Source organism: Paracoccus aeridis (assembly GCF_004923205.2).
GTDB lineage: Bacteria > Pseudomonadota > Alphaproteobacteria > Rhodobacterales > Rhodobacteraceae > Paracoccus > Paracoccus aeridis.
The window spans coordinates 46,843-67,701 of the sequence record NZ_SELD02000010.1; the positions used below are offsets into that span (position 1 = coordinate 46,843).

The following is a 20,859-nucleotide window of genomic DNA, read 5'->3' on the forward strand; positions in this document are numbered from 1 at the left end:
AGACGTCACCGCCATTCCCCCGAACCCTCCGGCCCGCTATGATCGCCGCATGGCCGAGATCACCAACCTCAACCGCTTCCGCAAGCAGCAGGCCCGGGCCGAGGCGCGCCGGACGGCCGATGCGAACGCCGCGAAGCACGGCCGCACCAAGGCGCAGCGGCTTGCCGAGAAGGCGCAGGCCGAACGCGCCGCCCAGCATCTCGACCAGCACCGCAAGGATGATTGAGCTTCCGCCCCTTGCCCCGCCGGTCAAGCGTTCGTTGACGATCGACGGGCACGCGACCAGCGTCAGCCTGGAAGAAGCGTTCTGGCGCGCGGCCGCCGAGGCTGCGGCGGCGCGGGGGATGACGCGCGCCCAGCTGATCGCCGCGATCGACCACGCGCGACCCGCGCCGGTGGGGCTTGCCACCGCGATCCGCCTGTTCCTGCTGGCCGAGGCGCAGCTTGCGCGGCCCCCCGGGCGCGACTAGAACCCGGCCACACAGGCGGGCGGGCCATCCGGGCACCCCGCACCCGATGACGGACGCCCCCGCCGGCGTCCCCGAGCCGAGGATCCACCGATGGCAGGCCATTCCAAATGGGCCAACATCCAGCATCGCAAGGGCAAGCAGGACAAGCTGCGCTCCAAGCTCTTCTCGAAGCTGGCGAAGGAAATCACCGTCGCCGCCAAGATGGGCGACCCCGACCCAGACAAGAACCCGCGGCTGCGGCTGGCGGTCAAGGAAGCCAAGTCGAACTCGGTCCCCAAGGACGTGATCGACCGCGCGATCAAGAAATCGCAGGGCGGCGACGCCGAGAATTACGACGAGATCCGCTACGAGGGCTACGGCCCCAACGGCATCGCGATCATCGTCGAGGCGATGACCGACAATCGCAACCGCACCGCGTCGAACGTGCGGTCCTACTTCACCAAGCACGGCGGCGACATGGGCCAGACCGGCAGCGTGGCGTTCATGTTCGACCGGGTGGGCGAGATCATGTATCCGCCGTCTGCCGGCGACGCCGACACGGTGATGATGGCGGCGCTGGAAGCGGGCGCGGACGACGTGGAATCGGACGACGAGGGCCACTGGATCTACTGCGCCGACACCGACCTGAACGAGGTGTCGATCGCGCTGGAAGCATCGCTGGGCGAATCCGAATCCGCGAAGCTGGTCTGGAGGCCGCAGGCCGCGACCGAGGTCACCGACCTCGAGACGGCGACCAAGCTCATGAAGCTGATCGACACGCTGGAAGATGACGACGATGTCCAGAACGTGACGGGCAACTTCGACATCTCCGAAGCGGTCGCGACGCAGCTCTGATCTGACCGGCACCCGGTCGTGCTGAACACTGGCGCGTTGCTTTCGGGGCTCGGCACTGGGCTGTCGCTGATCGTGGCGATCGGCGCGCAGAACGCCTTCGTGCTGAAGCAGGGGCTGCTGCGGCACCATGTCTTCGCCGTCTGCGCCTTCTGCGCGCTGTCCGACGCGATCCTGATCGCCGCGGGCGTCGCGGGGGCGGGGGCGATTGCCGCCCGCGCGCCGTGGTTCCTGTCCGCCATGCGCTGGGGCGGGGCCGCGTTCCTGATCTGGTACGGGCTGAAGTCGTTCCGCGCCGCCGCGCGGGGCGGCGAGGCGCTGCGCCCCGAAGGCGCCGCCCCGCCGTCGCTGGCCGCGACGCTCGGCACCATCGCGGCGCTGACCTGGCTGAACCCGCATGTCTGGCTCGACACGGTGGTGCTGCTGGGGTCGGTGTCGGCAGTGTCGAGCGACCGGCTCGCCTTCGCGATCGGGGCGATGACGGGGTCGTTCCTGTTCTTCTTCTCGCTCGGTTACGGGGCGCGGCTGATCGCGCCGCTGTTCGCCAGGCCCGTGGCGTGGCGCATCCTCGATGCCGCCGTGGGCGTGGTCATGTGGACCATCGCGGCGACGCTGATCCTCGCGGGCTGACCCGCGGGCGCCCTTGCAACCCGGGCCGGCAACGGCCAACAGGGGGCGATGGACGTGTCAGCCGTTTCCGCGCCTCGGCAGGACCGATCGAACCTCGCCGGCATCGCGTGGATGCTGCTGGCGGGACTGTTCTTCGTCGCCGTGAACGGGACCGTGCGCTGGGTGGGGGACGACCTGCCCGCGGCGCAGTCGGCCTTCCTGCGCTTCGTGTTCGGGATCCTGTTTCTGGTGCTGCCGCTGGCGCAGGCCCTGCGGACGGGCTTTCCCGCCCCGGTCTGGCGCAAGTTCATCCTGCGCGGCGCGATCCATGTCTGCGCGGTCGTGCTGTGGTTCTTCGCGATGGCGCGCATCCCCGTGGCCGAGGTCACGGCGATCGGCTTCATCAACCCCATCGTGGTCACCGCCGGCGCCGCCCTGTTCCTGGGCGAGCCGCTGGGCTGGCGCCGCATGCTTGCGATCGCGGTCGCGCTTGCCGGGGCGCTGATCGTCCTGCGCCCGGGCGTGCGCGCGCTGGAGCCGGGCCATCTGGCGCAGCTTTGCGCGGCGGTGTGCTTCGGGACCTCGTACCTGATCGCCAAGCAGCTGACCCGCGTGGCACCCGCCGGGGCGGTCGTGGCGATGATGTCGCTCACCGTGACGATCGGGCTGGCGCCCCTGGCGGCGCTGTCGTGGGTGCCGCCGTCCGCCCCGCAGCTTGCCGCGCTGGCGCTGGCGGCGCTGTTCGGGACGGCCGGGCATTACAGCATGACCCGCGCCTTCCAGGCGGCGCCTATGACCGTGACCCAGCCCGTGGTGTTCCTGCAGCTGATCTGGGCCAGCCTGCTCGGCACGTTCGCGTTCGGCGAAGGCGTGGACGTGTGGGTGATCGTCGGCGGCGCGGTGATGATCGGCGCGATCAGCTGGATCACCTGGCGGGAATCGCAGCAGCCGCGGCGCGGGACGGTCAGCCCTGGGGATCGACCAGCCGCGCCAGCACGCTGGAACGGCTGACCCGGCCACCGCCTTCGACCGGCAGCATGTCGGCCGCGGCCAGCGCCTGCATCACCTCGCGCGCCGGCAGTTCGCGGGGCAGGGGCGTGCCCGCCGCATCGCCCGGCTCGGCCAGGTCGGCCGCCGTCAGCACCCCGATGGGGTTCATGTGCCGGACGAAGTCCTGCACGTAGTCGCTGGCCGGGTTCTGGATGATCTCGCGCGCGGTGCCGATCTGGACGAGGCGCCCCCCCTCCATCAACGCGATCCGGTTGCCCAGCTTGAACGCCTCGTCCAGGTCGTGGCTGACGAAGATGATCGTGCGGCGCTGGGTGCGCTGCATCGCCAGCAGATCGTCCTGGAGCCGGGTGCGGATCAGCGGATCGAGGGCCGAGAACGGCTCGTCCATCAGAAGGATCGGCGCCTGGGTGGCGAAGGCGCGGGCAAGGCCCACGCGCTGCTGCATCCCGCCCGAAAGGTCGCCCACCTTGCGGTCGGCCCAGTCGGCAAGGCCGACCAGCCGCAGCTGTTCGTCCACCCGCGCCCGGCGCTCGGCCCGGCCCATGCCCGCAAGCTCCAGCCCCAGCCCCACGTTCTCGCGCACGCTGCGCCAGGGCAGAAGGCCGAACTGCTGGAACACCATCGCCACGTCGTTCAGGCGGATGCGGCGCAGCGCGTCGGGCCTGGCGGCGCTGACGCTCTGCATCCCGTGCGCCGTCCGCAGCCCCACATCGCCGCGCACCACGGGCGCGAGCGCGTTCACCGTCCGCAGCAGCGTTGACTTGCCGGAGCCCGACAGGCCCATGAGGACGAGGATCTCGCCCTCGGCGACGCGCAGCGAGCAGTCGTGGACACCCAGCACCTGCCCCGTCGCCTCGCGGATCGCCGCGCGGTCCAGCCCCTGGTCCATCAGCGGCAGCGCCCGTTCGGGCGCGTCGCCGAAGACCACCGACACCCGGTCGAACACCACCGCATCCCTTGCGCGATCGCTCATGGCGTGCGCCTGACGCTGAGCACGCGGTCGAGGATCACGGCCACGACCACGATGACGATGCCGGATTCGAAGCCGAGCGCCGTGTTCACGCTGTTCAGCGCGCGCACCACGGGCACGCCCAGGCCCGACGCGCCGACCAGCGCCGCGACCACCACCATCGACAGCGACAGCATGATCGTCTGGTTGAGGCCCGCCATGATCTGCGACAACGCGCTGGGCAGTTCGACCTTCCACAACAGCTGGCGGCGGGTGGCGCCGAAGGCGCGGCCGGCCTCGACCAGCGCCTCGGGCGTGGACGAGATGCCCAGATGCGTCAGCCGGATGGGTGCGGGCAGGACGAAGATCACCGTCGCGATCAGCCCCGGCACCATGCCGATCCCGAAGAACACGATCGCCGGGATCAGGTACACGAAGCTCGGCAGCGTCTGCATGAGGTCGAGGATCGGCTTCATCACCCGGTACAGCTTGGGCCGGTGCGCCGCGGCGATGCCGATCGGCACGCCGACCGCCATGCAGACGAAGGCGGCCGACAGGACCAGCGTCAGGGACTGCATCGTCTCGTCCCAGTAGCCCTGGTTCAGGATGAACAGGAACCCCAGCCCCACGCCCGCGCACACCCACGGGCTGCGCCGGGTGAACCAGGCCAGGAGCATGGCCAGCGCGGTGAAGACCAGCGGATGCGGGACTTCCAGCGCCGTCTGGAAGCCGGCGATCAGCGTTTCCAGCACCGCCGCCACGGCGTCGAACAGCGGCGAGGCGTTGGCGCGCAGCCAGTCGAAGCCCAGCCGCGCGGTCCGGCCGACCGGGATCTTGTGCTCGGTCAGCGCCGTGGTCAGCCAGTCCAGGGTCATCCGTTCACTCCGCCAGCGCCTCGGTCACGGCTGCGGCCGCGTCGCCGCCATCGGCGGTCGTCACCCCCTGAAGCCAGCCGGTCACGGCCTCGGGGTTTTCACGAAGCCAATCCCCGGCGGCGCGGCGGGGTTCCTGCGCGTCGTTCAGGATCCGGCCCATGACCTCGTTCTCCATCGGCAGGGTGAACGTCAGGTTGGCGAGGAAGCGGCCCAGGTTCGGGCATTCGGCCGACAGCCCGGCGCGGGTGGCGGTCAGCACCTCGGCCCCGCCGAGGTTGGGGCCGAACACCTCGTCGCCGCCGGTCAGATAGGTCAGCTGGAACTGGCTGTTCATCGGGTGCGGCTCCCACCCCAGGAACACGACCGGCCTGCCTGCGCCGTCCGCGCGCGCGACCTGCGCCAGCATCCCCTGTTCGGACGATTCCACCACCTCGAACGTCCCGAGCCCGAACTTGTCGGTCGCGACCATGTCCAGCAGCAGGCGGTTGCCGTCGTTCCCCGGCTCGATCCCGTAGATCTTGCCGTCCAGCGCCTCGCGCTGCGCGGCCACCGCGTCGAACGAGGTGATGCCGAGGTCCGCGCCCGCCTTGTTGGTGGCAAGGGTGTATTTTGCGCCGGTGAGATTGGTGCCGACGAGATCGACGGTGCCCGCGTCGCGGTAGGGGGCGACGTCCGCCTCCATCGTCGGCAGCCAGGTGCCCAGGAACACGTCCAGGTCGTCGGTCGAAAGGCCGCTGAACGTCACCGGCACCGACAGGACCTGCGTCGTCGTCTCGTATCCCAGCGCGTCGAGCACGGTCGTCGTCAGCGCGGTGGTTGCGGTGATGTCGGTCCAGCCCACGTCCGAGAAGCTGATCTTCCGGCAGGCGGCGGGTTCGGCCGTCTGCGCCAGCGCCAGGGTCGGGGCGGCAAGCGCGGCGCAGGCGGTCAGGGCGGCAAGGGTCGTGCGGATCATGGCGATTTCTTTTCTTGATTGACGCGTCAATGAACTTGGGGCTAGATGAACGCGCGCGTGATTCTGGCGAGGGTTCCCTCATGCCCAAGGTTGGGGCCGAACCTACCCGAAAGGCCGCGCTGATCAATGCCACAATCGAAACCGTGGGGCGATCGGGGTCGCTCGACGTGACCGTCGCGCAAATCGCGCGCGAGGCTGGGATGTCGCCTGCGCTGGCGCATCACTACTTCGGATCGAAGGGCGACATCTTCCTCGCGGCGATGCGGCACATCCTGTCACGATATGGTGAGGGCGTGCGGGCGGCGCTGAAGGCGGCCCCGGATCCGCAGGAGCGGCTGCGCGCGATCGTGGACGAGAGCCTCGCGGGCGGGAACTTCGACCTTGCGGCGATGTCGGCCTGGCTGAACTTCTATGCGCTGGCGCCGACCGACCCGCAAGCGGCGCGGCTGCTGCGGGTCTATCACAGGCGGCTCAGGTCGAACCTGGTCCATGCCCTGCGGCCGCTGGTGGGAAAGGGCCGTGCGCTGGCGCAGGCGGACCGGCTGGCCGCGCTGATCGACGGCGCCTACCTGCGCGCGGTGCTGGACCCCGACATGCCGCCGGACCGGGCCCGGGCGCTGCTGATGGACGAGGTCCGGCGGATCACGGGGTGAGCCCCTGATATCGGTGCAGCGGTGGCCCTTCGTCCTGGCTGCTTCGATGGACTGCGGAAACGGGACGATGATCCGTTCTCAAGGCAGCATCCTCATCGGTCAACACTGAGGGCGTGTTCTTCCACGATCCTTCGATCCACCCCCGGTCTGCCCAAAGCAGACCGGAACGCGCCCGCCCGCCCCCAGGCGGGTGCGTTCGCACCCACCCGGACGGGCGCGTCCCTCCGGAGTGCCGGCTTCATCGGATGGCCGGGAACGGGCTTGTGGCCCGTTCCCTTCAGCGGGTCCGCCTCGCGAACCGATGCCGTCCGCCGCCCGCGGTAAGAGACGGCGCCTACCGCCCCAGCTTCCGATGCACCTCGTCCAGGTCCACCTCGCCCTTCGGCATCCTGTTGTCGGGGTTGTCGAAGTCATACCGGAACAGCTGGAAATCCTTCTTGTAGATTTCCCACATGAGATGCCGCGACAGGTCGTCGAAATACTCGCTGACCTTGTGCGCCCGCTTCGGCCCGTGGCCCTCGCTCTCGTTGAAGCGCGGCACCGTCTCCAGGTCCAAGTCGTGGCGGACATGGGCGCGGTCCAGCACCTTGCGCATGCCCGTGTTGAAGTCCTCGGTCGAGAAGATGCTGTCGTAGCGGCCGCCGTTCACGATGAACGTGGCGACATGGCCGGACATGGCGGACCAGTGGATGTCGGGCTCCATCGGGCGGCGCCAGCGGATGGTGTCGCGCGCGAACAGAAGGAAGCGGCGGAACGACCTGACCTGGTCGAAGTCGAAGTTGTCTTCCGGGCTGCCGACCTCGATGCCGTAGCGCTGGATCAGCTGCGGGACGAGGTTCCCGCGGTAGCGCTTGCCGTTGCGCTGGATGCCGCAGATCTTGTCGAAGAACGACGACAGGATCCGCGCATAGGGGTTGCGCACGACCGTGAAGTTCAGCGCCGTGTGATTGGCGGCGGCGGCGCGGATCGGGTCCTGGCTCTCGGGCTGGTTCCACTTGTGCAGGCCCGACGTGGCATCGTGGATGTCGCCGTCGAAGTAGCGGCCGTGGTCGGAATGGAACATGATCTGGCCGATGGTCGAGCAGGCGCATTTCGGCACGACCCGGTAAAGCATGCTGCCGCTTTCGGTCATCCAGGTGCCGGGAAAGTTCATCGCCAATCAGTCCTCTGCCCGGAAACGCGGGTTGCTCCCGCGCCGGAAATCGCTATGCACACAAAGCAGATCGCCGCGGTTTCAGCAACGTCTTCACGGCTTTTTTCGACCGCTCGCCCGCGCTCGCAAGAGGCTGTCCGTCCATGGCAAAGATCGCCTTCATCCTGCTGACCCACAAGGATCCCAAGGGCCTGATCGCGCAGGCGCGCCGACTGACGGACACGGGCGACTACGTCTCGATCCACTTCGACGCGCGGGCGAGCGACGCCGACTTCGCGATGATCCGCGCGGCGCTGAAGGACAACCCCGGCGTCACCTTCGCCGCGCGCCGGCTGAAATGCGGCTGGGGCGAATGGTCGCTGGTCGCCGCAAGCCTTCTGGCGGTGCGCGCCGCGGTCGAGGCGTTCCCGCGCGCCACCCACTTCTACATGCTGTCGGGCGACTGCATGCCGATCAAGACGGCGGTCTACGCCCACGAGTTCCTCGATGACCGCGACGTCGACTACATCGAGAACTTCGACTTCTTCCACAGCGACTGGATCAAGACCGGCTTCAAGGAGGAACGGCTCCACTACCGCCACTGGTTCAACGAGCGCACCCGGCCCAAGCTCTTCTACGCCAGCTACGCGATCCAGAAGCGCCTTGGCCTGACCCGCGAGGTGCCGGCCGACATCCAGGTCATGATCGGGTCGCAATGGTGGTGCCTGCGCCGCCAGACGATCGAGAAGGTGCTGGAGTTCTGCGACAAGCGCCCCGACGTGATCCGCTTCTTCTCGACGACGTGGATCCCGGACGAGACGTTCTTCCAGACCATCGTTCCCCACGTCGTCCCGAAGAACGAGATCCGGGCGCGCACCCTGACCTTCCTGATGTTCACCGACTACGGGATGCCGGTCACGTTCTACAACGACCACTACGACCTGCTGCTGGGGCAGGACTTCCTGTTCGCGCGCAAGATCAGCACCGACGCGATCGAGCTGCGCCAGCGTCTGGGCGCGCTCTGGCAGGCGGACCAGCGCGCGTTCTCGATCTCGAACGAGGCGGTGGGGCTGCACCGCTTCCTCACCCAGCGGGGCCGGATCGGCCGCCGCTTCGGCGAACGCTTCTGGGAGGTCGAGGGCAATCTCGGCCGGGGCCGCACGCTGCTGATGATCGTCTGCAAGAAATGGCACGTCGCCAAGCGCCTGACCCGCGCCATGCGCGACCTGACCGACATCCCGGCGGTGGACTACCTGTTCAACGAACAGGAGGCCGCGCTTCCCGACATGGGCGGGGTGGAAAAGACGGTCGAGAAGCGCGAGCGCCATCGCAAGGCGCTGGTGCGCATCCTGTTCGACCAGTTCGGCAGCAGGAAGCTGGCCATCTGCCTTGATCCGGCGGCGCTGGGGCTGGTGCAGGACTTCGCCGACGACAAGGCCGAGGTCCGGGCGCTGCTCATCGAATCCGACTTCGACGAGGACTACGTGCGTGGCCATATCGGGCGCACCGGGCTGGCCCGGTCGGACGCGGCGGAAAGCACGATAAGCCGGCTGGTGCCGTCGGTCCGCAACGCGCTGGAACACGAGGCCGAACGCATCCGCGACCTGGAACTGCAGTCCTTCCACACCATCGCGGCCGACCGACCCGCCGAAGACAACGCAGCCGCCCTGGCCCAGTTCATGGGGATCGACATGGACACGGCGCGGCGGCTGGCGCAGACCGAACACCTGTTCGCCGACTGATCCTGCAACCGCCCGAGGAAGAAATGCCCATGCGCGCCGCCTATGACGACCAGAACATCTTCGCCCGAATCCTGCGCGGCGAGATCCCCAGCGACAGGGTCGCCGAGAACGACCACGCCATCGCGTTCCGCGACATCCGCCCGCAGGCCCAGGTCCACCTGCTGGTGATCCCGAAGGGGGCTTACGTCAGCTACGACGACTTCGCCGCCAACGCGTCCGACGCCGAGATCGTGGGCTTCAACCGGCTGGTGGCGCAGGTCGCCAGGGACCAGGGCCTTTCGCTTGCGGAAGGCGGCAAGGGGTTCCGGGCGATCACGAACTCGGGCGAGCACGGCGTGCAGGAGGTCCCGCATTTCCACCTGCACCTGATGGGCGGGCACGACATGGGCCGGATGGTGTCGCCGCGCTGACGGACGCCGTCAGCCGGTGAGCTGGCGGAACACGTCCTCGAGGTCCGGCTGCTCGGTCTGCAGGTCGAGCATCGGGACGCCCGCGGCGCGCAGGCGGTCGACGATCTGGTCGGCCTGCATCCGCGTCGGCGCGTAGCTCAGCGCCAGCATCCGGTCGGGGCGGCGCTGCGCGGTGACGCCGTCGGGCAGCGCTGGCAGGTCGCCCGCCCAGTCGCCGGGGTCGATCACCAGCGTCTTGCTGTCCGTCCGCCCCAGCAGCCGCGCGGTGCTGTCGTGCGCGACCACCTGCCCGTGGTTGATGATCGCGATCTCGTCGCACATCTGCTGTGCTTCCTCGAGGTAATGCGTCGTCAGGATCACGGTCATGCCGCGTTCGTTCAGGCGGCGCACGTTCGTCCACAGCATCTCGCGCAGCGCGATGTCCACGCCCGCGGTCGGCTCATCCAGCACGAGGATCCGGGGCTTGTGGACCAGCGCCTTGGCCAGCAGAAGCCGCCGCTTCATCCCGCCCGACAGCTGCCGGGTATAGCTTTCCGCCTGCGCGGTCAGGCCCACGAGGTCGAGGATCTCGTCCGTCCACCGGTCGGCCTTCGGCACGCCGTAAAGCCCGGCCTGCACTTCCAGGCTGGCGCGGGGCGTGAAGAACGGGTCGATGTTCAGTTCCTGCGGCATCACCCCGATCGCGGCGCGCGACTGGCGCGGGTTCACGTCCTGGTCAAAGCCCCAGATCTCGACCTTGCCCGAGGTCTTGTTCACGAGCCCGGCCATGATGTTGATGGTCGTGGACTTTCCCGCACCGTTCGGCCCCAGCAGGCCGAAGATCGACCCCGCCGGGATGGCGAGGTCGATCCCGTTGAGCGCGTGCTTGACGGGCGAGTTGCCGGCCGCGGCATAGGCCTTGCGCAGCGCGGTCAGGCGGATCGCGTCGCGGGGCGGGCGGGATGTCTCGGGCATGGTGTTCCGTTCCGGGCGCGGGCTTGTGGGACCGTGCGCGATGGCTAGAATGGCTGCACCCTTAAACCGGGCTCCGCCCGTCTGCACAAGAGAGCCGCCGCCGATGCCGCACCCTAGCCCGACCCAGGAGTCGCTGTCCACCAACCAGGACCCGGCCGCCGAGCCGCTGCCCGCGCCGGTGACAGAGATGGTGACGTCCTGGCGCGTCAGCTGCGCGGGGGACGAGGCGTTCGGGCTGGGCCATCCGCTCGTCTGGCTCGCGATCTCGCCCGACGTCGGGTTCGTCGATTGCGGCTACTGCGACAAGCGGTTCGTGTTCGACCGCGCGAACGCCGGGCACGGGCACTGACGTCCGCTTTCGACCGGGGCAGGCGCCCCGGTCAGTGGCGATGGCCGGTCATTCCGTAGTGCGGGTGGGCGTCATGGTCGTGGGCGTCATGGTCGTGACCGTGCGCGTGGCCCGCGTCCAGCGCCCCGCCCGGCCCGGCGCAGGACGGATCGGCGCAGCCGGTGTTCGGCGTCTCGATCTCGACCGTCGAGTGGGCGATGTCGAACCGCTCGGCAAGCCGCGCCTTGATGCGGTGGCGGATCGGGTGCGGATCGTCCCCGTCCGCGACGACGAGGTGCAGTTCGGCCGACATCCGCCGCTCGTCGATCTGCCAGACATGCAGGTGGTGCACGCCCACGACGCCCGGCTGCGCCGCAAGGTCGGCGCGGATCGCGTCGGTGTCCACGCTTGCGGGCGCGCCCAGCATCAGCATCCGCAGGACCGGCCCCATGTCGCCCCGGACGTGCCACAGGATCACGACCGAGATCGCGATCGTCAGCACCGGGTCGGCGATGCGCCAGCCGAACGCCCAGATCAGCGCCCCGCCGATCAGCACCGCGACCGAGACCCCGGCGTCGGCGAGGTTGTGCAGGAACGCCGCGCGGATGTTCACGCTTTCCTTCGCAAGCCGCATCGTCAGCCATGCGGTGCCAAGATCGACCACCAGCGCAAAGGCCGCGAGCGCCATGACCAGCCCGCCCTCGACCTGCGGCGGGTCCAGCAGGCGGCCGAACGCCTCGACCATCAGCCACAGCGACACGGCGATCAGCGCGATGTAGTTGACGAACGCGGCAAGGATTTCCGTCCGGCTCCACCCGAAGCTCCATTCCGGCGTGGCCGGGCGCCGCGCGAGACGGCGGGCGCCGAACGCCAGCACCAGCGCCATCGCGTCGCTGAGGTTGTGGACGCCGTCCGCGACCAGCGCGACCGATCCGGCGACCGAGCCGCCCACGATCTGCGCCGCCGTCAGCGCGAGGTTGATCGCGACCGCCCACAACAGCGCGCGGTCGCCAAGGCCCGCGCCGTGGGAAGGGCCGTGGGAATGGCCATGCGGGTGCCCGTCGGGATGGCCGCCGGCACCGCCGTGGGCGTGATGGCTTCCCATCAGTGCGCCTGGGCCCAGTTGCTCCCCTGGCCCGCGTCGACCACCAGCGGCACCGACAGGCTTACGGCGGGGGCGGCCGCACCTTCCATCACCTCGCGGGCGCGGGCGATCAGGTCGTCCACGGCGCCCTCGTCGGCCTCGAACACCAGTTCGTCGTGGACCTGCAACAGCATCTTCGCGGGCAGCCCCTCGATCGCGGCGTCCATGCGGATCATCGCGCGGCGGATGATGTCGGCGGCCGTCCCCTGGATCGGCGCGTTGATCGCCGCGCGCTTCGCGCCGCCCGCCGCGGGGCCGGTCTGGTTGATGCCGGGCGTGTTGATGCGGCGGCCGAACAGGGTGCGCACGAACCCGTCGCGCTTGGCGTTGCGGACCGTGTCGTCCATGTAGGCGCGGATTTCGGGAAAACGCTTGAAGTAGGTGTCGATGAATTCCTGCGCCTCGGCCCGCGGGATCCGCAGGTTCCGGGCAAGGCCGAAGCCCGAGATGCCGTAGATCACGCCGAAGTTGATCGCCTTGGCCTGCCGCCGGATCATCGGGTCCATGCCTTCGACGGGCACCCCGAACATCTGGCTCGCGGTCATCGCATGGATGTCGATGTTGTCGCGGAAGGCCTGCTTCAGCGCCGGGATGTCGGCCGTGTGGGCGAGGATCCTGAGCTCGATCTGCGAATAGTCGAGCGACACGATCTTCCGCCCCGGCGCGGCGATGAACGCCTCGCGGATGCGGCGGCCTTCCTCGGTCCGGACGGGGATGTTCTGCAGGTTCGGGTCGGTCGAGGCGAGGCGGCCGGTGCTCGCCCCGGCGATCGAGTAGCTGGTGTGGACGCGGCCCGTTTCCGGGTTGACGTAGGTCGGCAGCGCGTCGGTGTAGGTCGATTTCAGCTTCGACATCGCCCGCCAGTCGAGGATCCTGGCGGGCAGCTCGTGCCCCTCGGCGGCCAGGTCCTCCAGCACGTCGACGGCGGTGGACAGCGCCCCCGACTTGCCCGACCGGCCCGCGGTCATCCCCATCTGCCGGAACAGGATCTCGCCCAGCTGCTTGGGCGAGCCCAGGTTGAACTTGCCCCCCGCAAGCCCGTAGGCCTCGTCCTCGATCTGCGCCATTTTCTGCGCGAAGGCGCCCGACATCGCCCGCAGATGCGCGGGGTCGATCAGGACGCCCGCCATCTCCATCCCCGCGAGCACCGGGATCATCGGGCGTTCCAGCGTCTCGTAGACTGTCGTCACGGCCGCCGCGGGCAGTTGCGGGCGGAAGATGCGCCACAACCGCAGCGTGATCTCCGCGTCCTCGCCAGCGTAGGCCGTGGCCTTGTCGATCGGCACCTGCGCGAAGGTTTTCTGGCTCCGCCCCGTGCCGATCAGGTCCTTGATCGGCTGGCAGCGGTGGCCGACGTAACGCTCGGCCAGCTCGTCCATGCCGTGGTTGTGCAGCGCCGCGTTCAGCGCGTAGCTCATCAGCATGGTATCCTCGACCGGCGCGACCGCGATGCCGTGGCGGGCGAGCAGCTTCCAGTCGTACTTGGCGTTGTGCAGGATCTTGAGGATCGCGGGATCCTCGAGCAGCGGCTTCAGCATCGCCAGCGCCTCGTCCATGTCCATCTGCCCCGCGGCGCGGGCACCGCCGCCGAACAGGTCCGCTTCCCCGGCGACATGGCCCAAGGGAATGTAGGCCGCCATCCCGATGTCCGGGCAGATCGAGATCCCGACCAGTTCCGCCTGCATCTCGTCGAGGCTCGTCGTCTCGGTATCCAGCGCGACCGACCCCTGCTGGCGGATCGCGTCGACCCAGGTCCGCAGCGTCGCCGCGTCGCGGATGGTGACGTAGGCGGCGCAGTCCACCGGCGGAAACTCGGGCGCGGCGGGGGCGTCGGCCACCGGGGCAGGGGGCACGACCTCGGGCAGGGGGGCCTTGAAGCGTTCGGCCACCCGGCTGGTGAGCGTGCGGAACTCCATCAGGTTCAGGAAGTCGATCAGCGTCGGCGCGTCGGGGCGGCGGACCTCGAGGCTGCCCAGCGTGAAGTCCAGCGCCATGTCGCAGTCGAGCTTGACCAGCCGCTTCGAGATGCGGATCTGCTCGGCATGGTCGATCAGCGTCTGGCGGCGCTTGGGCTGCCTGATCTCGCTTGCGCGGTCCAGAAGCGTTTCCAGGTCGCCGTATTCCTGGATCAGCTGGGCCGCGGTCTTGATCCCGATGCCCGGCGCGCCGGGGACGTTGTCGATCGGGTCGCCGGCAAGGGCCTGCACGTCCACGACGCGCTCGGGGTAGACGCCGAACTTCTCGAACACCTCGTCGCGGCCGATCGCCTTGTTCTTGATCGGGTCCAGCATCTCGACCCCGTCGCCCACGAGCTGCATCAGGTCCTTGTCCGAGCTGATGATCGTGACGCGCCCGCCCGCATCGCGCGCCTGGCAGGACAGGGCGGCGATGATGTCGTCGGCCTCGAACCCCTCGATCTCGATGCAGGGCAGGTTGAAGGCGCGGGTCGCGTCGCGGGTCAGCGGGAACTGCGGCTTCAGCTCCTCGGGCAGGTCGGGGCGGTTGCCCTTGTAGTCGCCGTAGATGTCGTTGCGGAAGGTGCGGGCGGAGTGGTCGAAGATGACCGCGGCATGGGTCGGCGCCTCGGTCCCGCGCGCCTCCTCGATGTATTTCCACAGCATGTTGCAGAACCCCGCGACCGCGCCGATCGGCAGGCCGTCGGACTTGCGGGTCAGCGGCGGAAGCGCGTGGTAGGCGCGGAAGATGAAGGCCGAGCCGTCGATCAGGTGCAGATGACTACCCTTGCCGAAGGCGCCCGCTTCGTCGTCGGCCGCGCGGCCCGCGTTGCTGCTGCTGCCCGAGGCGGTGTCGCTGGTCATGCCGGTCGTCCCCTGCGTCTGCGTCGCCGCCCGTCGCTGCCGTCCCCGACTGCTGCTGGCAGTCGCGCGCGGGGCGCGGGCGGCGCCTGTTCGTGGCGCCCGTTCTGCCACGCCGGGGCGACGCGCGCAAACGGCCCGGGATGCGGGGATCGGGGATCCGGCGTCCGCTTCGAAGGGGCGCCTTGCCGGGCGGATCGCAGGCGGCGGTCGGTCACGTGCCCGCCCTGCGGAATCGAGGCGGGAATCGGAAAAGGCGCGGCCCTGCGGCCACGCCTTTTCGGTCATTCGTCGGTCTCCGGGCGCCTCGTCCTGCCGGGCTCCGCCTCGCTCGGCCTCGTCTTGCCCGGCCTCGTCCTGCCCGACTCCGCCTTGCCCGGTTCCGTGTTGCCCCGCCTCGGCCGTTACGGCCGCACGGAGCATTCCTGGCGGCGCGCGTTCAGCTTGCCGCACACCAGTTCGGCCGCCGTCTTGCTGAGGCCGACGAAATGCGCCTCGAAGCCGCGCTTGGTGTCGGCGATGCCGCGGGTGGCGTTGTCGAGCGCGGCGCTTTCCTGCAGCGCGGTCTTCAGCAGCCGCTGTTCCGCCTCGCTGCGCGACTTGTAGTGGCCGAGCGACACCCCGTACTTGCCCTTGCCCGACCCTGCGCGCGACACGACCTCCAGTTTCGCGGGGGCGTCCTCGGGCGCCTCCATCGCGGCGAGGATGATGGTGTCGGACCGGCGCGCGGGCTTCTGCGACCGGCTCAGCGCGATGCTGTCGTCGCTGCTGTCGCCTTCCTCGACGACTTCGCCGTCCTCGATCACCGGCGCCTCGGCGCTGGCGACGTGGATCGTCGCCGCCGTGGCCGGCGCCGCGTCGGCGCGCTTGCGGGCCCGGGGCGGACGCGCGGAATCGGCAAGGCCGGAGGTCGAGGCGGCCGCAGCGGGCGGCGGCGCGTCCGCGCGGGCTTCCGCCCCGGCGTCCACCTCGTCGCGGGCGAGCGCGATGGCGACGGCATCGTCGGTCGAGCCCGCCCTGGCCTTGGCGACGGCGGTGCCGCCGCGGCTGCCGCGCGGCTTCGGACGCTCGCTCGCCGTCAGGCCGAAGGCGCTGGTGTCGGGCGATTTCGCCCTCGCCACGACGCCGCTCGCGGGAGCGCCTGCCGCCACGACGCGCGCGGCCGGGGCGCCGGCTGCGGCGACCGCCGCCTGCGGGACGGTGCTGGCGCGCGCCGCGGGGCGGACGCCCACCGGGATCGCGACCGGCGCGACCGGCTTGACGTCTGCCCGCGCCACCTGGACGACGCGCTTCTTCTCAACGGTCAGGACGGGACCGGCGGGCCGTATCTCCCGCACCTGTGAAGGAACGGCGCCGAAGCCCGTATCCAGCAGCTGCGCCATCGTCGCGTTCCGCATCGCGGTCGAGGTTCCGCCCAGCACGGTCGCGATGATGCGCTTGTTGCCGCGCTGCGCCGAGGCGGTCAGGTTGAAGCCGGCGGCGCGGGTGTAGCCCGTCTTGATCCCGTCCGCGCCCTGGTAGCTGTCGAGGAAGCGGCGGTTCGTGCTGGACACCGTGGCGATCCCCGCATCCGCCGTGCGGCGCGAGAAGATGTTGTAGTACTGCGGGAAGTCGTAGAACAGCCGCCGCCCGAGCGTGGTCAGGTCGCGGGCGGAGCTGTAGTGGCCTTCGACCGTCAGCCCGTTGGCATTGCGGAACGTCGTGTTCCGCATCCCCAAAGCGCGCGCCGTCGCGGTCATCTGCGCCGCGAACTTTGCCTCGGACCCGCCGAGACCCTCGCCGATCGCGGTCGCGGCGTCGTTGGCGGACTTCACGGCGGCGGCGCGGATCAGGTAGCGCAGCTCGATCTTCTGGCCGGGGCGCAGGCCGACGCGCGAGGGCGGCTGGGCCGCCGCGTGCGACGACACCGTGACCTTGGAGTCCAGCCGGACCTTGCCCTGCTCGATGGCGGCGAACGCCATGTACAGGGTCATCATCTTGGTCAGCGACGCGGGGTGCAGCCGGGCATCCGCGTTCTTGCTGTAGATTTCCTTGCCGGTCCGCGCATCCATCACGAAAGCCGCGAATGGGGCCGCGCCGGCGGCATGGGGGGCAACGGCGCCAAACAGCGCGATGCACCCCAACAGAAGGGTCTGGATAAACTGCTTCACTGTCCCGGTCTTCCTGCCTGTGGGCGCGTTCTTTGTTGCACGCCATTCTTTAATACTCAGACAATAGCACCGAAGAGGGGGCCGGAAAACCCGACACGTGCAATCATTTTTCAACCGCCGCGCGAAGGGCGGCGCCGTGCTGCCGCGCGCCATGCCCGGGGTGCCCTTTCATTGCCGGTCCCGTGCGCTATATTCAGGCCAAGCCCCCGACAGCCCCAGGACGCCTTTCGCCGTGACCGATCAACGCCTGAACAGCACGCCCGACGGACCTGACAACGGCCGGGACGACGCCGATCTCGCGGTCAAGACCAAGCCGAAGACGCAGCGCCCGCCGATGTACAAGGTGCTGCTTCTCAACGACGATTTCACCCCGATGGAGTTCGTGGTCCACGTCCTCGAGCGGTTGTTCATGATGACCCACGCGCAGGCGATCGAGATCATGCTGACGGTCCACCGCAAGGGCATCGCCGTGGTCGGCGTCTTCAGCCACGAGGTTGCTGAAACCAAGGTCGCGCAGGTGATGGAGCTTGCGCGCCGCCAGCAGCACCCGCTGCAGTGCACGATGGAAAAGGAATAGCGTGGCAGGTTCCCGTCTCGACCTGATCGCGCCCGAGGCCCCGGCGCTGCTCATCGGTGCGCGCGCCGACAGCGACCTGTCGGGCTTCGATCCTGCCAGCACCACCATCGTTCAGGCGATGCGCACCGACCATGACGCGCTGGCCGCGCGCGGGTTCGCGCTGGTGCCCACGCTCGCCGATCTGTCGCGGAACGCCCCGGCGCCGCGGTCGGCCGTGGTGTTCCTGCCGCGCGCACGGGCGCTTGCGCGCGCGCGGATCGCGGCCGCCGCCGCGGCGCTGCCGGCCGGCGCCTTCCTGTGGATCGACGGGCAGAAGACGGACGGCATCGATTCGATGCTGAAGGAATTGCGCGGCCTCGCGCCGGTGGACGACGTGCAGTCGCGCGCGCACGGCAAGATCTTTCGCGTGACCGTGCCGGGCGGCGGCTGGCTTCCCGCGGACTGGACCGCGACGGACATGGAACTGCCCGGCGGTTTCGTGACCCGGCCCGGCGTGTTTTCCGCCGACGGGGTCGATCCGGCGTCGGAACTGCTCGCTGCGCATCTGCCCGCGAAGATGCCCACCCGCGTCGTGGACCTTGGCGCGGGCTGGGGCTGGCTCGCCGCCCAGGTGCTCGCGCGCCCCGGCGTCGAGGCGCTGCACCTGGTCGAGGCGGACGCCGACGCGCTCGCCTGCGCGCGGCGCAACGTCGCCGACGCCCGGGCGCGGTTCCACTGGGCCGACGCCACCAGCTTCACCCTGCCCGAGCCGGTGAACGGCGTCGTCATGAACCCGCCCTTTCACGACGGTCGCGCGGCGGACCCGAAGCTCGGCGCGCGCTTCATCCGCGCGGCGGCGGGGCTGCTGACCGGGGCGGGGCGGCTGTGGATGGTCGCGAACCGGCACCTGCCCTACGAGGCGGCGCTGGCCGAGCATTTCGCCGACGTGGCCGAAATCGGCGGCGACAATCGCTTCAAGATCATCAGCGCGACCGGCGCCCGCCGGGCTGCCCCGGCCAGGCCGCGTCTGCGCCGGCGCTGACGCCTACTGCCGTTCGGGATAGGCGGCGCGGCAGGCGCGGACGGCGCTTTGCGCCCCCGCCGACAGCGACGCCGCGCGCGCGGCCAGGTTGTCGCGCTTGCGCGTCTCTGCCGCGGGGTCGATCGGGACGCGATAACGCTCGATCTCGGTCACGTCGCGGAAGCAGGTGCGATAGGTCGGCACCACCCTCCCGTCCTTGCTGCGGACGAAGTCGCGGCAATGGCCCACGCCCAGCCGCGTCACCGGCCGCTCCGCCCAGGCATAGCCGCGGGCGAGGTTCCCCTCGACCTCGGCCAGCAGGCTCGACACCGTGCGGTATTCGCGAGTGTTGCGCGAGATGCACTGTTCCTGGGGCGTGCCGCAGGCTGCGACAATCAGGCACGCCAGCGCGGTCAGGGTGATGTTGCGGGTCATGCCGGGCGCCTTTACGAAGTGTTCGCTTTCAGCGTAGCGCCGCGACCGGCGGACGCGCAACTCACGAAGGGGTGCCCCATGGAAATGCTGTCGGAACGGGCCGAGGCGGCCGGGTGGTTCCACGCGCTGCGCGACCGGATCGTCGCGGCCTTCGAGGCGCTAGAGGATCGCGCGGGCGGCGACGGCGCCCCCGGCCGGTTCGAGGTCACCCCGACGCGGCGCGGCGAGGCCGGCGAGGGCGGCGGCGGCATCATGTCGGTCATGCGCGGCGGCCGGGTGTTCGAGAAGGTCGGCGTGAACTGGTCCGAGGTGCACGGCACGCTCGCCCCCCGCGCGCAGGCCGCGATGGCCGCGCGCGGCGTTCCGGGGATGGAAAGCGACCCGCGCTTCTGGGCGTCCGGCATCAGCCTCGTCGCGCATATGCGCAACCCGCACGCGCCCGCCGTGCACATGAACACGCGCATGTTCTGGACCCCCGCTGCCTGGTGGTTCGGCGGCGGGTCGGACCTGAACCCCTGCATCGAGTACGGCGAGGACACCGCGCATTTCCACGACACCCTGCGCGCCGCCTGCGCCGCCCACGGCGCGGACTATTACGACCGCTTCAAGGCTTGGGCGGACGAGTATTTCTTCATCCCCCACCGGGGCCGCGCCCGCGGCGTCGGCGGCATCTTCTACGACGACCTGAACACCGGCGGCTGGGCCGCGGACTTCGCCTTCACCAAGGCAGTGGGCGAGGCGTTCCTGCCCGCCTTCCTGCCCCTGGCGGAGCGGCGCGCGCGCCAGCCCTGGTCCGAGGCCGACCGCGACGCGCAGCTGGTCCATCGCGGGCTCTATGCCGAATACAACCTTGTCTACGATCGCGGCACGAAGTTCGGGCTGGAAACCGGCCACAACGCCGACGCCGTGCTGATGAGCCTGCCGCCGCTGGCGAAGTGGGTCTGAGCTAGCGCGCCGTCCACAGAAGCCAGCCGACTCCCGCGACGATCAGCGCCATCCCCGCCGCCTGACGGGGAGAGAGGGGTTCGGACCGGCGGCGGCCGACGAGGGCGGCGAACGGCACCTCGATCAGCGCGAGCGTGCGGACGTTGGCGGCCGGGGCGAGCGCGAAGGCGATGAACCAGAACTGCGAGGCGAGCGCGCCAAGGAACCCCGCGCCCAGCGACTGCCGCCACGCCGCGGCCATGCCCCTGAGCGCGGCGGGATCGCGCAGGCCGAGCCACGCGCCGACCATCGCCGTCTGCAGCGTCAGCGACAGGACCAGCGTGGTGGTCGCCCGCGCCACATAGCCGCCATCGCCGAGGGCGATTATGCCGCCGCGGAAGCCGATCGCGGACAGCCCGAACAGCGTCCCCGCGAGCACCGCGATCAGGATGGGCAGCGCGCCCGCCCGCCGCCACGCGGTGCCCGACGTGACGAGCACCCCCACGGTGGCCAGCGCGATCGCCGCCAGCCGGGCGGGCGTCAGGGCGTCCCCGAGAAGCGCCGCGCCCATGATGGCAAGGCTCACCGGTTCGGTCTTGATGAGCGCGGTGGCGACAGCGAAGCCGCGCTGCTGCATCGCCGTCAGCATCAGCGCGGTGGCCGCCACCTGCGCCGCCGCGCCGGCCGCGGCGCAGGCCACGGCCGTTTCGTTCAGCGCGGGCAGGGGGTGCAGCGATCCGACGATGGCCAGAAACAGCGCGGCGAAGGGCAGGCCGAAGAGGAACCGCACACCGGTCGCGCCCATCGTCCCGATCCGGGCGGTCAGGTCGGCCTGCGCGGCGTTGCGGCCCGTCTGCGCGATCGACGCGATCAGCGTGGCCGCGATCCACATGC

22 protein-coding genes are annotated in these 20,859 nt (G+C 70.1%); 12 read left to right on the forward strand and 10 right to left on the reverse strand.

The annotated features are described in order from the left end of the window. Positions 1-49 precede the first annotated feature (49 nt). The 5 genes from ELI80_RS05110 (at position 50) to ELI80_RS05130 (ending at position 2,921) form a co-directional block, all read left to right on the forward strand. The gene (locus ELI80_RS05110) at positions 50-226 is read left to right on the forward strand and encodes a DUF4169 family protein (protein ID WP_136650043.1); all 177 of its coding nucleotides are present in this window, start codon (positions 50-52) and stop codon (positions 224-226) included. Further along, positions 219-470, forward strand: a complete 252-nt coding sequence (locus ELI80_RS05115; protein ID WP_136650044.1) for a ribbon-helix-helix domain-containing protein — start codon at positions 219-221, stop codon at positions 468-470. Before ELI80_RS05110 ends, ELI80_RS05115 begins: the two co-directional genes overlap by 8 nt. A gap of 90 nt (positions 471-560) precedes the next feature. Beyond that, positions 561-1,304 (forward strand): YebC/PmpR family DNA-binding transcriptional regulator, encoded by a 744-nt coding sequence (locus ELI80_RS05120; protein ID WP_136650045.1) that lies wholly within the window; start codon positions 561-563, stop codon positions 1,302-1,304. 18 nt (positions 1,305-1,322) lie between these two features. Continuing rightward, on the forward strand, positions 1,323-1,931 hold the full coding sequence (locus ELI80_RS05125; protein ID WP_236641337.1) for a LysE/ArgO family amino acid transporter: 609 nt from the start codon (positions 1,323-1,325) through the stop codon (positions 1,929-1,931). Positions 1,932-1,979: 48 nt separating this feature from the next. After that, a complete protein-coding gene (locus tag ELI80_RS05130) occupies positions 1,980-2,921 on the forward strand; it encodes a DMT family transporter (protein ID WP_268939839.1) in 942 nt (313 codons plus the stop codon). Here ELI80_RS05130 and choV read toward each other — a convergent pair. From choV to choX, 3 genes are read right to left on the reverse strand one after another with little or no spacing between them, the layout of a single operon-like run. Further along, positions 2,875-3,894 (reverse strand): choline ABC transporter ATP-binding protein, encoded by a 1,020-nt coding sequence (gene choV / locus ELI80_RS05135; RefSeq protein WP_136650046.1) that lies wholly within the window; start codon positions 3,892-3,894, stop codon positions 2,875-2,877. The genes ELI80_RS05130 and choV overlap by 47 nt on opposite strands. Next, on the reverse strand, positions 3,891-4,739 hold the full coding sequence (gene choW / locus ELI80_RS05140; RefSeq protein ID WP_438943055.1) for a choline ABC transporter permease subunit: 849 nt from the start codon (positions 4,737-4,739) through the stop codon (positions 3,891-3,893). Before choW ends, choV begins: the two co-directional genes overlap by 4 nt. 10 nt (positions 4,740-4,749) lie before the next feature. After that, complete coding sequence (gene choX / locus ELI80_RS05145; protein WP_136650048.1) at positions 4,750-5,700, reverse strand: choline ABC transporter substrate-binding protein; 951 nt, start codon at positions 5,698-5,700, stop codon at positions 4,750-4,752. Positions 5,701-5,780: 80 nt separating this feature from the next. Between choX and betI the strand changes: the two genes are divergently transcribed. Beyond that, positions 5,781-6,353 carry a choline-binding transcriptional repressor BetI gene (gene betI / locus ELI80_RS05150; protein ID WP_136650049.1) on the forward strand — a complete coding sequence of 191 codons (573 nt, stop codon included), beginning with the start codon at positions 5,781-5,783 and terminating at the stop codon, positions 6,351-6,353. Between the two features lie 334 nt (positions 6,354-6,687). Here betI and ELI80_RS05155 read toward each other — a convergent pair whose 3' ends face one another. Further along, on the reverse strand, positions 6,688-7,506 hold the full coding sequence (locus tag ELI80_RS05155; protein WP_136650050.1) for a sulfotransferase family protein: 819 nt from the start codon (positions 7,504-7,506) through the stop codon (positions 6,688-6,690). Between the two features lie 143 nt (positions 7,507-7,649). Here ELI80_RS05155 and ELI80_RS05160 point away from each other — a divergent pair, with 143 nt between their 5' ends. Then, positions 7,650-9,227, forward strand: coding sequence for a DUF5928 domain-containing protein (locus tag ELI80_RS05160; protein WP_136650051.1), 1,578 nt, complete (start codon positions 7,650-7,652; stop codon positions 9,225-9,227). 29 nt (positions 9,228-9,256) lie between these two features. Beyond that, positions 9,257-9,637, forward strand: coding sequence for an HIT domain-containing protein (locus ELI80_RS05165; RefSeq protein ID WP_136650052.1), 381 nt, complete (start codon positions 9,257-9,259; stop codon positions 9,635-9,637). 9 nt (positions 9,638-9,646) lie between these two features. On the opposite strand, the gene ELI80_RS05170 is transcribed toward ELI80_RS05165, so the two are convergent. Next, positions 9,647-10,591 carry an ABC transporter ATP-binding protein gene (locus ELI80_RS05170; RefSeq protein ID WP_136650053.1) on the reverse strand — a complete coding sequence of 315 codons (945 nt, stop codon included), beginning with the start codon at positions 10,589-10,591 and terminating at the stop codon, positions 9,647-9,649. Positions 10,592-10,694: 103 nt separating this feature from the next. Between ELI80_RS05170 and ELI80_RS05175 the strand changes: the two genes are divergently transcribed. Then, positions 10,695-10,940, forward strand: coding sequence for a zinc-finger domain-containing protein (locus ELI80_RS05175; protein WP_136650054.1), 246 nt, complete (start codon positions 10,695-10,697; stop codon positions 10,938-10,940). 31 nt (positions 10,941-10,971) lie between these two features. Here ELI80_RS05175 and ELI80_RS05180 read toward each other — a convergent pair whose 3' ends face one another. The 3 genes from ELI80_RS05180 to ELI80_RS05190 all read right to left on the reverse strand — a co-directional run bounded on the left by ELI80_RS05180 (position 10,972) and on the right by ELI80_RS05190 (position 17,029). After that, positions 10,972-12,024 carry a cation diffusion facilitator family transporter gene (locus ELI80_RS05180; protein WP_136650055.1) on the reverse strand — a complete coding sequence of 351 codons (1,053 nt, stop codon included), beginning with the start codon at positions 12,022-12,024 and terminating at the stop codon, positions 10,972-10,974. Continuing rightward, positions 12,024-14,882 (reverse strand): DNA polymerase I, encoded by a 2,859-nt coding sequence (polA, locus tag ELI80_RS05185; RefSeq protein WP_136650056.1) that lies wholly within the window; start codon positions 14,880-14,882, stop codon positions 12,024-12,026. The genes ELI80_RS05180 and polA overlap by 1 nt, the downstream gene beginning before the upstream one ends. A 401-nt stretch (positions 14,883-15,283) precedes the next feature. Further along, positions 15,284-17,029 (reverse strand): D-alanyl-D-alanine carboxypeptidase family protein, encoded by a 1,746-nt coding sequence (locus tag ELI80_RS05190; protein ID WP_268939840.1) that lies wholly within the window; start codon positions 17,027-17,029, stop codon positions 15,284-15,286. A gap of 247 nt (positions 17,030-17,276) precedes the next feature. Here ELI80_RS05190 and clpS point away from each other — a divergent pair, with 247 nt between their 5' ends. Further along, positions 17,277-17,606 carry an ATP-dependent Clp protease adapter ClpS gene (clpS, locus tag ELI80_RS05195; protein WP_236641353.1) on the forward strand — a complete coding sequence of 110 codons (330 nt, stop codon included), beginning with the start codon at positions 17,277-17,279 and terminating at the stop codon, positions 17,604-17,606. Between the two features lies 1 nt (position 17,607). Further along, positions 17,608-18,627 carry a class I SAM-dependent methyltransferase gene (locus tag ELI80_RS05200; protein WP_136650058.1) on the forward strand — a complete coding sequence of 340 codons (1,020 nt, stop codon included), beginning with the start codon at positions 17,608-17,610 and terminating at the stop codon, positions 18,625-18,627. Between the two features lie 3 nt (positions 18,628-18,630). On the opposite strand, the gene ELI80_RS05205 is transcribed toward ELI80_RS05200, so the two are convergent. Beyond that, a complete protein-coding gene (locus ELI80_RS05205) occupies positions 18,631-19,041 on the reverse strand; it encodes a hypothetical protein (protein WP_136650059.1) in 411 nt (136 codons plus the stop codon). A 78-nt stretch (positions 19,042-19,119) separates the two neighbouring features. Here ELI80_RS05205 and hemF point away from each other — a divergent pair, with 78 nt between their 5' ends. Continuing rightward, a complete protein-coding gene (gene hemF / locus ELI80_RS05210) occupies positions 19,120-19,986 on the forward strand; it encodes an oxygen-dependent coproporphyrinogen oxidase (RefSeq protein ID WP_136650060.1) in 867 nt (288 codons plus the stop codon). A 1-nt stretch (position 19,987) separates the two neighbouring features. On the opposite strand, the gene ELI80_RS05215 is transcribed toward hemF, so the two are convergent. Continuing rightward, on the reverse strand, positions 19,988-20,857 hold the full coding sequence (locus ELI80_RS05215; protein ID WP_136650061.1) for an EamA family transporter: 870 nt from the start codon (positions 20,855-20,857) through the stop codon (positions 19,988-19,990). Positions 20,858-20,859 lie beyond the last annotated feature (2 nt).